The organism is Ekhidna sp., assembly GCF_965212185.1.
Classification (GTDB): domain Bacteria; phylum Bacteroidota; class Bacteroidia; order Cytophagales; family Cyclobacteriaceae; genus Ekhidna.
On sequence record NZ_OZ243102.1, the window covers coordinates 864,462 to 878,731 of the forward strand.

Here is a 14,270-nt window from a genome sequence, read left to right on the forward strand (position 1 = left end):
ATTAGGAGTTTGATCACAAATTCAAGTCTTTCAATAAGTTATGCACTTTATTTTTTAATTTTTCTTGGGTTGAAAAATAATCGTCATTTTCTAGTTTGCTCATAACCGAAAAATAAAATTTTATTTTCGGTTCTGTTCCAGAAGGTCTGATACTTACTTTCGTCCCGTCCTCAGTAAGGTATTGAAGGACATTTGATTTTGGAAGATTGACATCTTCTTTTTTCCCTTCTTCATCGAATTTTATTTGTTCTTGGTAATCGATCGTAGTGGTTACTTTAGAGCCAGCAAGTGTTGATGGAGGGTTCTCCCTAAATTCAATCATCATTTTCCTGATTTCATCTGCCCCCTTAAGTCCTTTTTTGGTAATTGATTTTAACTCCTCGTAGTAAAATCCATGATCCTTGTAAATGTTAATTAATAATTCAAAAACGTATAGCTGTTTGGTTTTGGCCCATGCTGCCATTTCTGCTATCATCACACTACTTGCTACAGCATCCTTATCACGAACTTCTTCTCCGATCATATAGCCATAGCTTTCTTCACCTCCTCCTATAAAAATCTCCTTACCTTCTTTCTCTCGAATCATATTTGCAATCCACTTAAATCCAGTAAGTGTATCATAACAGTTGGTATTAAAGCTAGTTGCAATCGAGCGAATTAATTCTGTAGTCACAATGGTTTTGCCTATGTACTCATTGCCTTTTAATCCTTTCTCGTGCCATTTACTTAATAAGTAATAGACTAACAAAGCACCTGTCTGATTACCATTCAATAACTGGTACTCACCTTTAGTATTTTTTACAGCGATACCTACTCTGTCAGCATCCGGATCAGTAGCCATGACCATGTCAGCGTCTTGTTCTTCAGCTTTTTCAAGTGCAATTGACATTGCTTCAGCCTCTTCTGGGTTTGGATAAACTACAGTAGGAAAATTTCCATCAGGATTTTTTTGTTCTTCAACAACATGCACATTTTTAAACCCTAGCTCATTCAATGCCCGTGGCACCATGGTGATTCCTGTACCATGAATGGATGAATAAACTATTTTGGTATCACTGGCTGATTTAATAGCATCAGGAGATAGAGAGAGACGCTTTATCATACTGATATAAGCGTCATCCATCTCAGAATCTAAAGTATGGATCAATGCAGTTTTAGCATTGAAATTCACTTCATCGATTGATTTAATTTTCTTTATTTCCTCAATTATATTTTTGTCATGTGGTGGTACTATTTGCCCACCATCTGACCAGTAGGCTTTATATCCATTATACTCCTTTGGATTATGAGAAGCAGTAATGACAACTCCTGCGTGACATCCTAAATGTCTGATCGCAAATGATAATTGAGGAGTCGGGCGAAGTTCATCAAATAAGTAAACTTCAATTCCGTTTGCTGAGAAAACATTGGCGGTTGTTTGCGCAAAATGCGCACTGTTATTTCTACTATCGAAAGCAATAGCAACCTTAATCTTCTCACTAAATTGACTTTTTAGGTAATTGGCGAATCCCTGTGTGGCCATGCCAATGGTATATTTATTTATTCTATTGGTGCCAATTCCCATTATACCTCTTAGCCCACCAGTCCCAAACTCAAGACTGTTTAAAAAAGTCTCATCAAGTTCATCTTGATTTTCTAAAAGAGCTTCGATTTCTTTTTTTGCACTTTCATCTAAGTTGGATGCATTCATCCAAAGAATCGCATTCTCTCTTGCACTCATCACTTGTTCAGGCATATCCTAATTTTTTCTTAACTCTTAACAAAACTTCATTGGCTATTTCTGAGGCTTTCTTTTCACCTTTATGCAATTCTTCCTCAAGTTCACCCAGGTTATTCATGAAGTAATCAAACTTTTCTCTTTCAACTTTGAATTGATCCAAAATCAGCTCAAACAGCTCTTGCTTAGCATGACCGTATCCGTAATTTCCACCTTCATATTTGGCTCGCATATCTCTGACTTGATCTTCAGATGCCAGGAGCTTGTAAATTGCAAAAACATGACATGTGTCCGGATTTTTAGGTTCCTCAAGTGGTGTACTATCAGTAACGATTTGCAACACATTCTTTCTGAGTTTCTTCTCCGGTAGAAACACGTCTATAATATTCCCATAACTTTTACTCATTTTCTGTCCATCAGTACCAGGGACAGTCATCACATTATCATCAATAAGTACCTCTGGTAAAGTGAATGTTTCACCAAATTGATGATTGAATGATGATGCAATGTCGCGAGTCATTTCTAAGTGCTGCTTTTGATCTTTACCTACCGGCACAAAATTGGCATCATATAATAGGATGTCACAAGCCATCAAGACAGGATAGTCAAATAATCCAGCATTAACATCAGCAAGCCTATCAGATTTATCCTTAAATGAATGTGCATTCGCTAACATTGGAAATGGCGTGAAACAGTTTAGATACCATGTAAGCTCAGTGCATGCCGGCACTCTGGATTGTCTATAGAAAGTATTGGCTGATGTATCAAATCCGCACGCTAACCATGCGGCAGCAACTGCGTTAGTATTTTCGATGCGTATTTTTGCATCTTTGATGGTTGTAAGGGAGTGCAAATCAGCTATAAAGAAGAATGATTCATTATCCTTGTTTTTAGATAATTCGATCGCCGGCTTTATTGCCCCTAGTAGGTTACCTAAATGAGGTTTCCCAGAACTTTGTATACCTGTTAGAATTCGGGCCATGCAGTTGAAATTTGTGCAAACCTATATAATTTGGTGTTTTGATTTTTTAGAGAACCTGTTGAAATTTTGAATATGAAGATGAGAGTAATTATTTGTATAAGTTCATTATTTGTGTTTGCATCAGTATTTGGTCAGTCTAAACTTAAATTTGAAGTTTCTGATCATAATTTCGGTGATATTCAAGAGCAAGCAGGCCCTGTTGAATACACATTTACTTTTGTGAATACTGGAGAAAATCCAATTAAATTAACGTCAGTTAAGGCTTCTTGTGGATGTACAACGCCTGGATGGAGTAGAGAGGAAGTTCAGCCTGGAGATACTGGCTATGTAAAAGCCAAATATAATCCCAACAATAGGCCTGGAAAATTTCGAAAATCTTTACGAATTACAACATCAGATCCGTCTTCAAATACCACGCTTTATATTTCTGGTTATGTGAAACCAAAGCCTAAATCTCCGGAAGAAGAGTTTCCAATTCTTATTGGAAATTTACGATTCAAATATCGAGGACTGAATATTGGTAAAATCACAACAGAGAAACCAGTCGAAAAAACATTTGAAATTTTCAACCATACGGATTCTACCGTAAGGTTGAATGAAGGTGACTTTATACTTCCTGATCACATTAAAATTTCATTAGTACAAGATTCACTTAAGAAAAGAGAAGTAGGTGATGTGAAGATCTTTTATGATCCAGTATTGAAAAAGGATTACGGTTTTGTAAGTGATAATATTCAGCTAGCTGATAGGTCTGAAGAAAGTCTTTCAGTCATTGCTGTTATTGAAGAATATTTTCCTGAAATGTCGGCTGAAGAGCTAGACAATGCGCCAAAATTGGATATCACTGAAAGATCTTATGATTTCGGGAAAGTAACAGCAGGAGTAATGTTGGAGAAAGAGTTTGAGTTGTCCAATATTGGAAACAATAAATTGGAATTACGAGCCATTAAATCAAATTGTGGCTGCTTAACATATGGGATTAAAAAAAGAGGTATCAAAAAAGGAAAAACTCAAACGCTTAATGTCTTTTTTGATACCTCAGAAATGCGTGGGAATCAGTATAAATCAATCACTATTTATTCCAATGATCCGGTAGCCCCCACTCAGATAATTACAATCAAAGGGAACGTCCAAAAAGCGGATAATTGATTTAGTTATCCCATTTGTTGTTCTCTCTATTGATGTCAGCCATATATCCGCTTTCGTCAATTTCGATAGTACTGATATTGCTGATAGGTCCTTCAATGGTAAATTGATAATATCTGTGAGTCCAAGACCAGTCAGGAAGGAGGATGCGCTCTAATTCCGTGTCATTTTCCTTTTCTCCTCTCATAATACTAAGCGGAGCATAGTAAATCTTCTTTGAACCATCTTTAAATGTCACATAAACGTCCATCGGCATTGGCATCATGTCCTCTCTTTTCAAAGTAACCACAGTATTTCCTGATTCTTCTACCACAGCATCTACTGAATAATCAATGGTATGGGTCGTATTTACCCAATAATCAAGATACCAATCCAATTCTAGTCCAGATTCCTTTTCAAACACCCTGATCCAATCATTCGCATCCGGATGCTTAAATCTCCATTGATAATAATATTTTTTTAAGGCTTTTGCAGTAGTTGCTTCACCAATCAAATAGTTCATTTGAGCAAGTGCAACAGCTCCTTTATTGTATGATGCTATCCCATAAGCCATATTTGTATTAAAATGGTCAGAATGTGTGCTTAAAGGCTCTTCTTTACCAGACTTTGCCAAATACACATATGATCTATAATTACCACTTTGGGTTCGGTTTGGTTCTGCGAGTACATTCTTAAGTGTTTCTGCGGTGGCATATGTAGTAAAACCTTCATCCATCCATGCTAAGTAGCTTTCATTAGTTGCTAGTAATCCTTGATACCAACTGTGTAATCCTTCATGAACAGTTACGCCAAGTAAACTCCGAAGATTTCGTTCTCCGGTTATGAGGGTTGCCATTGGGTATTCCATACCTCCATCTCCACCTTGAATGATTGAATAATGTGGATATGGGTATTCACCAAAGTTCTCTTCAATATATTCGAATGATTTTACTGCTAGATCAGGTAAATCTTCCCATGCCTCAGTTTTATTTCCTTTCTGATAAAAGAAGTGTAATTCCGGTCCGCCTTCAACCATGGCAGTTGTATGTGTATAATCAGGATCTGCAGCCCAGACAAAATCATGCACATTTTCAGCTTTAAATTTCCAGGTAAGGTTTTTATCTTTTCTTTTCACTTTTACGCCTGCATCTTCATATCCATACCCTATTTCGTTTGGGTTTTGAAGGATACCCGATGCTGCGACTATGTAATCCTTGTCAATAGTTAGGTTTACTTCAAAATCTCCCCATGGCGCATAAAATTCTCTCGCTATATAAGGGTGGGCATGCCACCCTCTTTCGTCGTACTCTGCCATTTTAGGATACCATTGAGCCATGCTGTAGTCAATACCTTCTTTATTGTTTCTGCCACTTCTTCGAATTTGGATTGGAACCTGCCCCTCAAATTCCATATCGAAAATGGTTTCAGATCCAGGCAAGATTGGTTTAGCTAATTCTACTTCAAGAACAGTTCCTTCGATATTGTATCTTAATTGTGATCCGTCCTGTGTGAGTGTTTTGATTTTCTGGAAACCAATCTCTGTTTCATCCAATTTAGAAATTCGATCTCCGACACGACTATCGGGATCTTCAATTGTTCTACTTCGGGTATCCATCATGCTTCCAGGTTGAAAAGCATTGAAATACAAGTGATAGAAAACCTTATTCAGGGTATCCGGGCTATTGTTAACGTACTTTAAGTTTTGCTTACCAGTAAACTGATGATTTTCAACATTAAAATCTATGTCCATTTTGTAAGCCACTTCCTGTTGCCAATAGCCTTGTGAGTAGCTAAATGACCCGTAACAACCAAAGATTAATAGGAAAAAGACTTTATTAATAAAATTATATTTCATATTTGAAAATTAGTTTAACATTTTATCTCCATTCTGGTTTAATACCATGTATATTGATTATTCAATTAATCCTGAGAGTATGGAAAAAATTTTAGACTTTTTTCTTCTGATCATTTTCGCTTTTGGATCTGCAATCCTCTTTACGTTTGCTGTAATTTGGAAGTTTATCCAGGCCATGTATCAGATTATATTATCAAAGTAGATTTTTAAACATCTACGTTAGCGTATTTAGCATTTTTCTCTATAAACTCCCGGCGAGGTGCAACTTCATCTCCCATGAGCATTGAGAATAAATGATCGGCTTCTGCAGCAGACTCAATGGTTACCTGCTTCAAACTTCTGTGCTCCGGATCCATCGTAGTTGTCCATAACTGATCCGGATTCATTTCTCCAAGACCTTTGTACCTCTGAACATTTACTGAATCCTCTTTCCCATTTGGCGCAATCTCTTTTGTCACACGTTCTCGATCATCCTCAGACCATGCATATTTCTCAGTTTTCCCCTTTTTAATCAAATACAAAGGAGGTAAAGCGATATATAAATATCCTTTTTCAATAAGAGCCCTCATGTATCTAAAGAAGAAAGTTAAAATCAGTGTTCTAATATGGCTGCCATCAATATCGGCATCCGTCATGATTATAATCTTGTGATAACGAAGTTTTACCATATTCAGCGCTTTCTCATCTTCTTCGGTTCCGAATGAAACGCCAAGCGCAGTGATCATATTTTTGATCTCATCGTTATCATAAATTTTGTGTTCCTGAGCTTTTTCCACGTTAAGAATTTTACCTCTCAATGGAAGTATAGCTTGAAATTTACGATCCCTTCCTTGTTTAGCTGATCCTCCAGCTGAATCTCCCTCAACCAGATATAGCTCACAAACCGATGGGTCTTTATCTGAGCAATCAGCAAGCTTACCAGGAAGTCCAGTGCCGGATAAGACGTTTTTTCGCTGCACCATCTCACGAGCTTTTCTTGCTGCATGTCTGGCTTGAGCAGCGACGATCACCTTAGAAACAATCTGCTTAGCCTCCTTTGGATTTTCTTCGAGGTACTCATTTAAAATCTCACTTACGCATGTGTCTACAGCGCCCATCACATCAGAGTTTCCAAGCTTTGTTTTGGTTTGGCCTTCAAATTGAGGTTCTGCCACTTTTACTGAAATTACAGCAGTAAGCCCCTCCCGAAAATCATCTCCTGAGATTTCAACTTTGACCTTATCAAGTAAGCCAGACTTATCTGCGTAACTTTTAAGTGTCCTGGTAAGTGCTCTTCTAAATCCTGAAACATGGGTACCACCTTCAATGGTATTGATATTGTTTACATAGGAAACAACATTTTCAGAGTAAGAAGTATTGTAGCTTAATGAAACTTCTACCGGCACAGTTCCTTTTTCACTGTTCATGTAAATAGGAGCTGGAATCAGATTTTCCCTCGTTGAATCAAGGTAAGTAACGAATTCAGCTAACCCACCTTCAGAGAAGAATGTTTCTTTTTCCGGTTCACCATCCTCATCGAGGTTTCGGTGATCAATCATGATGATTGTGATACCAGCGTTAAGAAATGACAATTCTCTTAATCTTGAGGCAATCGTTTCAGAATTGTAGCGATTTGCACTAAAAATATCCATATCAGGCTTGAAATGGATGATTGTTCCACTAATATCTGTTTTGCCAATTTCTTTAACTGGGGCCTGAGGCACACCAATCTTATATTCCTGCTGAAAGACTTTGCCACCTCTGTGAACAGTAGCCACAAGCTTTGAGGATAAGGCGTTAACGCATGAAACCCCAACACCATGAAGGCCACCTGATACTTTATAAGTATCCTTATCGAATTTACCCCCTGCGTGGAGAACGGTCATAACCACCTCTAATGCACTTCTATTTTCTTTTTTGTGCATATCAGTAGGAATACCTCTACCATTATCAGTGACTTTAATTGATTCGTCAGTATTTATTTCTACTGTAATGGTATCACAGTGCCCTGCAAGTGCTTCATCGATGGAATTATCCACCACTTCCCAGACCATGTGATGAAGTCCTTTTACCCCAATGTCACCTATATACATCGCCGGTCTTTTCCTAACAGCTTCCAGACCTTCTAAAACTTGGATATTACTGGCGGAATAATCCCCTTTTTTGTTTTGCTTATTTTCTTCCATGTGCAGTGATTAAAACAGAATTAAGAGCTAAATCGATAGATTTATTAATAGTTTTTCAATGTGCTCCTAAGTGTTTAAAATGTAGTCATTTTCAATAGGCAAAAGTACTAAAATTATCTCGATCTGGCGAGGTTTTTACAGCTTTAAATCGACCGTTGAAATCAACAATTGACATGACTTATAAATTTGGAATGTGGTATACCACATAAATGAATTTTTGGAGATGATATTATAGTGAAATGGGTCATTTTAGTTGGACTCAAAGACACAATATTTGACTATTATTCTTTCAATCCTGTAGTTTGAACTTTTTATTATAGGAAAGAAGAAATTTTCCCATTTAAAAAGGTCATTTTTGATACTTCCTAACCACTATGGAAATGAATCAGCTATTTCGTCTTTTTGTAGGAGTACTAGTTCTATTTGCTACTAAAACATATTCTCAAACAAACAATCCACCTCCTGAAAAACAAATCACCAATTCTAATGGAGTTTGGTTAGGTTTTTACACGAAGTATCACTTCAATGAAAAATGGGCGTACTACGGAGAGTACCATGTTAGGAAACGAAATGGTTTTAGTGAAATGGCTCAATTGTATCTCCGATTTGGAGCGACTTATACCATTCAAAAATATCTTGATTTTACTGCAGGTATAGTTCTTCCCTTTTATTGGGCACCTAATTCAGAAGATCCAAATGTTGATGAAGTTGTACCTCAGTATCGACTTTGGCAGCAAGCTGTACTGGCTACTCCTTTTGATCATATAAAAGTTTTTCATACCCTAAGAACGGAACAACGTTGGAGGAGAGATTATAAACAAGATTCACCATTCGAATTAACCTACCGATTTCGTTATAAACTTACAGTTTATGTACCATTAAATAAGCCAGCATTTGAAAACCACACACTGTTTGTCTCGACCTACAATGAGATATTTATACAGGCAGGTAAATCTATTGTTTACAATTATTTTGAAGATAATCGGACTTTTTTGGGACTGGGCTATAATTTAAGCGAACAATTTCAAGTCCAGGGAGGGTATATGTTTACATTTAGACATAAGGGCTCTCCATATCATTATGAACAACGACATATTATCCGATTGAGCCTATATCACCATATGGATTTGCACTTATATAGACACAGAGAGGAGCGGCCAATACCAATTCATTAATAAAGTCCATTTGAAAGCATGACCAATGTGCAGGCGTTCAATGTTTCAATACCTTGTTTATTTGCTCTCGCGGCTAATTCTCTATTTTCTGCTCCTGGATTAAAGATGATTCGTTTTGGATTAAGAGATAGTATGTAATCCTCCCATTCTTGTTGATTTTTAGGCCCAACATACATAGTGATAGTATGTACGTTATTTATCGTTGGTTTTTTACGGAGATCCAGAATACTTTGACCAAACACCTCTCCATGTTTAATTCCTAATGGCACTAATTCATGTTCGGTTGCTTTCAGCCTTTCGGCTGCAATGTATGCATACCTCATTGGGTTGTTGGTAGCACCAAAAATGACAGTCTTTTTACTCATTGAGTCTTACTCTTACTTTTCGTTACCGCAAATCCTATATTCAATCCAAATATCACAGGAAAATGAACAGAGGATTTGATTTCTTGATCAAAGTAATTGTCCAAAACCTGAATTGGTTCATATTGTTTTGTATAAGACCGTCCATTTACACCAATTCCCAAGAAGGCATCAACTGTGAATCCTGAGGTTCCTACATCTTTCATCCAGCGTGTACCAGCAAATACTCCATAGCCATATGATGTCTCAACCAGATTTCCGAATCTTCTGGGCATCTGTATAATAAGAGTATCTGTGTGATTCACCTGATTGTTTTGATACTTGAAATTTATTTCATGGCCGAAATAGAACATTCCCATTTTAGAATCTGCATGATAAAATTTCTGCCGGAAATGTATTCGCGTACCTCTTCGATATACTTGATAGTCATCGATTTCATTATCAGAAGTGAAGAAAGGTGATCGAATCATATCTATTTGAACTTCATAGCCTAATCGCTCTTGAATGTAGTATTCTACAGATATAGGAAGCTGATCATCTATTAACCATAATGGATTGGTTCCAATAATTATCCCTTTATATTCATTTACTCTTGGAAGAAAATATCTTAAGCCGCGTTTTTCTGGATGATAGTTAGGTTTATCGAGCAAATCTTTTTCAATTTCATCATCAGAAATTCTAGTCTTAAAAATCGGTTTCTCATCTTCATATATTGGTCTATATGTTCCAGCAGTAGTTCCATCAGGCTTGAAAAGCGTCCATTCACCAACACGCTTGTCATCCTTGATTTGACCTTTCATTTTGATTGTCCCATTGGGATAATAGCCAATGTATGGGCCTTCTCCATCATTTAGTTCAGCTTCTCCTTCGAGCTGCCCTTTCTCGCTGAAATATGACCATTGACCACTCTTTTTTCCGTCAATAATCTGGCCCTTTGATTTCTGGTTACCACTCGGATAGTATTCATTAAAAACCCCATCTCCCTCATTAAATGTTGCTTCACCTAATATTTCGCCAGTAGGATAAAAGAGCTTCCAATAGCCATCTTTTTGATCATTGATAAGCTTCCCTGATTGACTGAGTTCACCATTATCGTGGAAGTATTTCCAATCTCCTTGTCGTTTTCCATTTTCATAAAACCCCGTAGCAGCCTCAATGCCATTTTTGTGGTAATAAACCCACTCTCCTGCTTTTAGTCCGTTCTCAAAATGTCCGACTGCCTCAATTTCTCCTGTTTCATAATAGTAAGTCCATTCGCCATGACTTTTATTATTGATATTTTGTCCTTCCATTTTTCTTGAGCCGGAGGGATAAAACTCAGTATAGAAACCAACTCCTTCTTTAAAGACAGATTGCGACTTAATTGATCCATCTTCAAAGAAGTAATTCCAAATGCCTACCTTCTTATTTTTTTCGTATGCACCGTTACTTTTTTCACCATCATTTTCAAAATAGAATTTCCATATTCCTTCCTTCGAAGATCCTTTTAAAACACCTTCAGACTTGATGTTTCCATTCTCATAAAAGTATCGCCACTTGCCAAAAGGACTGCCTTTCTTAAATCTTCCTTCTACTTTCTTTCTGCCATTTTCATAATAATAATTCCATACACTGTCCGCTAGATTTTTTTTGTACCAACCGTAGGTTTTTAATGATCCATTGAAATAAAAAGCTTCATATAAGCCTTCCAGGGTAGAATCTTGAATTGAATAGTGGTAGATCTCACTAATCTTTGTACTGTCCGAATCAAAGTAGTTTTTGACTTGCTTGAGTTGCCCTTGAATTGAAAAAAGGGAGCATAATAATACAATATATGCGATAGGTCTAAGCATGTGAGCTCGACAATTCTCTTTTAAACTTTTGACCCCATTCTTTCATTTCTTCTTGTGTCCATAACTCAGGGTAGAAAATGATTCTTTGCCGACGTGGGGGCAAATATTTTTGCCAATTTGTTCCACCAGTAGCTTTTATTACATCGGGATCTCTCTGTAAATATCTTGTTGCCGATTTTAAATGTTGAAGTGGCCAGTCAACATTGGCTTTTTGATCTAATTTCTTTAATTCTTCAATTATTTCTTTGTCTCCTTCATAGTGAACATGGTATTTCCTCTGAAGATTACAATCTTTCAAGTTTTCGCCCATCTCGATAAATTCTTTACTATACTTCGCTTCAAATTGCTTTAAAGTGAGTGTTTTTTTACCTGTTGCCAATTCAGTTGCCCCCGCTTTCCAGTATAGCGACTCATATAATTTTGAAATATCATTTTCATTTTTGAGTTCTTCCCTCTTTTCAACATTTACCAGATTTTTAAAATCTGTGGACATAATTTCAAGTTTTCGATATTGACCAGACTGAAATCCACTTGCTGGGAGTAATGCCATACGAAATGCCAGAAATTGATTCTGATCCATGCCATCTGTCATTACATCAAATGAGTCAATTAGGTGATCCAAATATCTGTTAATCCGTTTTAAGCGCTTTAGAAATGTCTGAGGATCTATTGAGTCGGTGTAAGTAGCTTGCTCCATTTCATTTAGAATTAATTTGAAATAAAGCTCAGTTATCTGGTGATATAGAATGAAAATTTTCTCATCAGGAATGGCCGTTCGAGGAGTCTGAAGGCTCAATAGAGTATCGAGATGAATATAGTCCCAATAGGTCAGATAATCTGAATAAAGAAGACCATCCAAATAACTCGATAGATCCTGACCCATTGCCTCATATTTTTCTTCGAGTTTATGGAGTTGATTAAGAATGTTTTCATCGATCTTCTTTTCGTCCATAGTAGTTGTTTTAGTTGTGTTTTATGGTTGTAAATTTGGCCCAAATTTTAACAATAGACATAAACCCTACCTTTGATGAGCGCAGAAAAGCGAAACTTTGTTGATGAATTTGAATCACCGGATTTTTATGCTCTTGATGATCTTTTGACTGATGAGCATAAATTAATAAGATCTTCGGTTAGAGATTTTGTAAAAAAAGAGATCACACCTTACATAGAAGGGTGGGCTGAAAAGAACCATTTTCCAGAGGAAATTGTAAAAAAGTTTGGTGAGGTTGGTGCGTTTGGACCAACTGTTCCTGCAGAATATGGAGGTGGGGGACTGGATTACACCTCATATGGCCTGATCATGCAGGAAATTGAAAGGGGTGATTCTGGGATGCGTTCAACAGCCTCTGTTCAAGGGTCCCTTGTAATGTATCCCATTTATGCCTACGGCTCTGAAGATCAACGAAAGAAATACTTACCAAAATTGGCTTCTGGTGAGATGTTGGGTTGTTTTGGTCTAACAGAACCAAATCATGGCTCTAACCCGAGCGGAATGGAGACCAACTTCAAAGACATGGGAGACCATTATTTATTGAATGGTGCCAAAATGTGGATTTCCAATTCACCAAAAGCTGACATTGCGGTTGTGTGGGCTAAAAATGAAGAGGGTAGGATCCATGGATTGATCGTAGAGCGTGGAATGGAAGGATTTACAACACCAGAGACTCACGGGAAGTGGTCATTAAGAGCATCATGTACTGGCGAGTTGGTTTTCAGTGATGTTAAAGTGCCCAAAGACAACCTGCTGCCTAATAAGAGTGGATTAGGAGCACCACTTGGCTGTCTTGATAAAGCAAGGTATGGAATTGCCTGGGGAGCCATTGGTGCAGCAATGGACTGCTACGATTCTGCAAGAAGATATTCCTTAGAAAGAGAGCAATTCGGTAAGCCAATTGGATCGTTCCAGTTAGTTCAAAAGAAACTGGCAGAAATGCTGACAGAAATCACAAAAGCACAATTGCTTAATTGGAAGCTTGGTAAAATGATGGATGAAGGGAATGCTACTACTTCGCAAATTTCGATGGCAAAGAGAAACAGTGTTGAGGTTGCTTTGAATATTGCGAGAGAAGCAAGACAAATTCATGGAGGTATGGGCATCACTGGTGAGTATCCGATGATGAGGCATATGATGAATTTAGAATCAGTGGTCACTTATGAAGGAACACATGATATTCATTTATTAATCCTTGGTGCTGAAATCACTGGTATTCCAGCATTCACATAAATAAAAGAAGCGCCCCTATTTGGGATTGGGGCGCTTAAAACCTACTCTACTACTACAAAATGAGGTTAGAAAATAGATCTAAACCCACTCTGTATTGTAAAAACTCAATTGATTGAAAATTGTTAGGTGTTGATTATTTAGATGCTTCCACAATGAAACCTTCATGTGAATTGGGATGCAGGAGAAAAGGTGAAGATTAGTGCCGAAGGAATATTTCAATAGATTTTGCATTGAGGCAACTACATGATTTATAAGTCTATGCCATTTGCCATTAATTCAGCGAGTAGGGGTATACATCCCATGATAATCAATTCAAAAAATATGAATCTCTTAATTTTTCTCTCATTGGTAATCTCAATATCTTTTAGATCTAAGATGCGAGCACTTTTTTTAGCTCTTGCAATCATGACAGTGGGATAGATGGACAATAATCCTACAATAATGAATAGACCTACTTTGATTAAAAAAATCAAATTACTTGAATAATAGGAGGACCCTTTACCAAAAATGAACCAGTTTAAAAGTCCGGTTCCTACGACCATGATGGCAGCTAATCCATAAATGCCATCAACTTGACTTAGAATTTTTAATGATTTCGCACTGAGGTTTTTCTTTAGTATGATAATCTCTGCCGTTAGACAACAGAATATTGTTACAATAAAAATTAAATGCACATAGGTATTAAACGCCAGACTAATCATTTATTCATTATTTAGCTGGCAGGAATATAAAAAAAAGGTCCGACTTTAGCTGATGCCAAGTCGAACCAAACCAACTATCCGTAGATAGATCTTTTACAAGATGTGAAAAGTTATCTTTTAGAATTATTGGTC

General features: G+C 37.0%; 11 protein-coding genes. 3 read left to right on the forward strand and 8 right to left on the reverse strand.

Annotation, left to right across the window (positions count from 1 at the left end; translation table 11 throughout):
* Positions 1-13 precede the first annotated feature (13 nt).
* Both ACOMC3_RS03905 and trpS read right to left on the reverse strand, forming a co-directional pair.
* Entirely contained in the window at positions 14-1,735 is a 1,722-nt protein-coding gene (locus tag ACOMC3_RS03905; protein ID WP_420318220.1) for a phospho-sugar mutase, read from the reverse strand.
* Positions 1,728-2,699 (reverse strand): tryptophan--tRNA ligase, encoded by a 972-nt coding sequence (gene trpS, locus ACOMC3_RS03910; protein WP_420318221.1) that lies wholly within the window; start codon positions 2,697-2,699, stop codon positions 1,728-1,730. Before trpS ends, ACOMC3_RS03905 begins: the two co-directional genes overlap by 8 nt.
* A 72-nt stretch (positions 2,700-2,771) precedes the next feature.
* Here trpS and ACOMC3_RS03915 point away from each other — a divergent pair, with 72 nt between their 5' ends.
* Positions 2,772-3,848, forward strand: coding sequence for a DUF1573 domain-containing protein (locus tag ACOMC3_RS03915; RefSeq protein ID WP_420318222.1), 1,077 nt, complete (start codon positions 2,772-2,774; stop codon positions 3,846-3,848).
* Between the two features lies 1 nt (position 3,849).
* On the opposite strand, the gene ACOMC3_RS03920 is transcribed toward ACOMC3_RS03915, so the two are convergent.
* Positions 3,850-5,679, reverse strand: a complete 1,830-nt coding sequence (locus ACOMC3_RS03920; RefSeq protein ID WP_420318223.1) for a M1 family metallopeptidase — start codon at positions 5,677-5,679, stop codon at positions 3,850-3,852.
* Positions 5,680-5,885: 206 nt separating this feature from the next.
* The gene (gene gyrB / locus ACOMC3_RS03925; protein ID WP_420318224.1) at positions 5,886-7,844 is read right to left on the reverse strand and encodes a DNA topoisomerase (ATP-hydrolyzing) subunit B; all 1,959 of its coding nucleotides are present in this window, start codon (positions 7,842-7,844) and stop codon (positions 5,886-5,888) included.
* 380 nt (positions 7,845-8,224) lie between these two features.
* Here gyrB and ACOMC3_RS03930 point away from each other — a divergent pair, with 380 nt between their 5' ends.
* Positions 8,225-9,019, forward strand: a complete 795-nt coding sequence (locus tag ACOMC3_RS03930; protein ID WP_420318225.1) for a DUF2490 domain-containing protein — start codon at positions 8,225-8,227, stop codon at positions 9,017-9,019.
* Here the strand turns inward: ACOMC3_RS03930 and ACOMC3_RS03935 are convergent.
* The 3 genes from ACOMC3_RS03935 to ACOMC3_RS03945 are packed head-to-tail and all read right to left on the reverse strand — an operon-like array spanning position 9,016 to position 12,165.
* Positions 9,016-9,384, reverse strand: coding sequence for a CoA-binding protein (locus ACOMC3_RS03935; RefSeq protein WP_420318226.1), 369 nt, complete (start codon positions 9,382-9,384; stop codon positions 9,016-9,018). The genes ACOMC3_RS03930 and ACOMC3_RS03935 overlap by 4 nt on opposite strands.
* Positions 9,381-11,213 (reverse strand): toxin-antitoxin system YwqK family antitoxin, encoded by a 1,833-nt coding sequence (locus tag ACOMC3_RS03940; protein ID WP_420318227.1) that lies wholly within the window; start codon positions 11,211-11,213, stop codon positions 9,381-9,383. The genes ACOMC3_RS03935 and ACOMC3_RS03940 overlap by 4 nt, the downstream gene beginning before the upstream one ends.
* The gene (locus ACOMC3_RS03945) at positions 11,206-12,165 is read right to left on the reverse strand and encodes a tryptophan 2,3-dioxygenase family protein (RefSeq protein ID WP_420318228.1); all 960 of its coding nucleotides are present in this window, start codon (positions 12,163-12,165) and stop codon (positions 11,206-11,208) included. Before ACOMC3_RS03945 ends, ACOMC3_RS03940 begins: the two co-directional genes overlap by 8 nt.
* 75 nt (positions 12,166-12,240) lie before the next feature.
* Here ACOMC3_RS03945 and ACOMC3_RS03950 point away from each other — a divergent pair, with 75 nt between their 5' ends.
* On the forward strand, positions 12,241-13,437 hold the full coding sequence (locus ACOMC3_RS03950; RefSeq protein WP_420318229.1) for an acyl-CoA dehydrogenase family protein: 1,197 nt from the start codon (positions 12,241-12,243) through the stop codon (positions 13,435-13,437).
* A 248-nt stretch (positions 13,438-13,685) separates the two neighbouring features.
* Here ACOMC3_RS03950 and ACOMC3_RS03955 read toward each other — a convergent pair whose 3' ends face one another.
* A complete protein-coding gene (locus tag ACOMC3_RS03955) occupies positions 13,686-14,138 on the reverse strand; it encodes a DUF2214 family protein (protein ID WP_420318230.1) in 453 nt (150 codons plus the stop codon).
* Between the last annotated feature and the right edge of the window lie 132 nt (positions 14,139-14,270).

Excerpts from the sequence above, each read along its gene's own strand:
- ACOMC3_RS03905 (WP_420318220.1), bottom strand. The coding sequence starts at position 1,735 with ATGCCTGAACAAGTGATGAGTGCAAGAGAGAATGCGATTCTTTGGATG.
- trpS (WP_420318221.1), bottom strand. The coding sequence starts at position 2,699 with ATGGCCCGAATTCTAACAGGTATACAAAGTTCTGGGAAACCTCATTTA.
- ACOMC3_RS03915 (WP_420318222.1), top strand. The coding sequence starts at position 2,772 with ATGAAGATGAGAGTAATTATTTGTATAAGTTCATTATTTGTGTTTGCA.
- ACOMC3_RS03920 (WP_420318223.1), bottom strand. The coding sequence starts at position 5,679 with ATGAAATATAATTTTATTAATAAAGTCTTTTTCCTATTAATCTTTGGT.
- gyrB (WP_420318224.1), bottom strand. The coding sequence starts at position 7,844 with ATGGAAGAAAATAAGCAAAACAAAAAAGGGGATTATTCCGCCAGTAAT.
- ACOMC3_RS03930 (WP_420318225.1), top strand. The coding sequence starts at position 8,225 with ATGAATCAGCTATTTCGTCTTTTTGTAGGAGTACTAGTTCTATTTGCT.
- ACOMC3_RS03935 (WP_420318226.1), bottom strand. The coding sequence starts at position 9,384 with ATGAGTAAAAAGACTGTCATTTTTGGTGCTACCAACAACCCAATGAGG.
- ACOMC3_RS03940 (WP_420318227.1), bottom strand. The coding sequence starts at position 11,213 with ATGCTTAGACCTATCGCATATATTGTATTATTATGCTCCCTTTTTTCA.
- ACOMC3_RS03945 (WP_420318228.1), bottom strand. The coding sequence starts at position 12,165 with ATGGACGAAAAGAAGATCGATGAAAACATTCTTAATCAACTCCATAAA.
- ACOMC3_RS03950 (WP_420318229.1), top strand. The coding sequence starts at position 12,241 with ATGAGCGCAGAAAAGCGAAACTTTGTTGATGAATTTGAATCACCGGAT.
- ACOMC3_RS03955 (WP_420318230.1), bottom strand. The coding sequence starts at position 14,138 with ATGATTAGTCTGGCGTTTAATACCTATGTGCATTTAATTTTTATTGTA.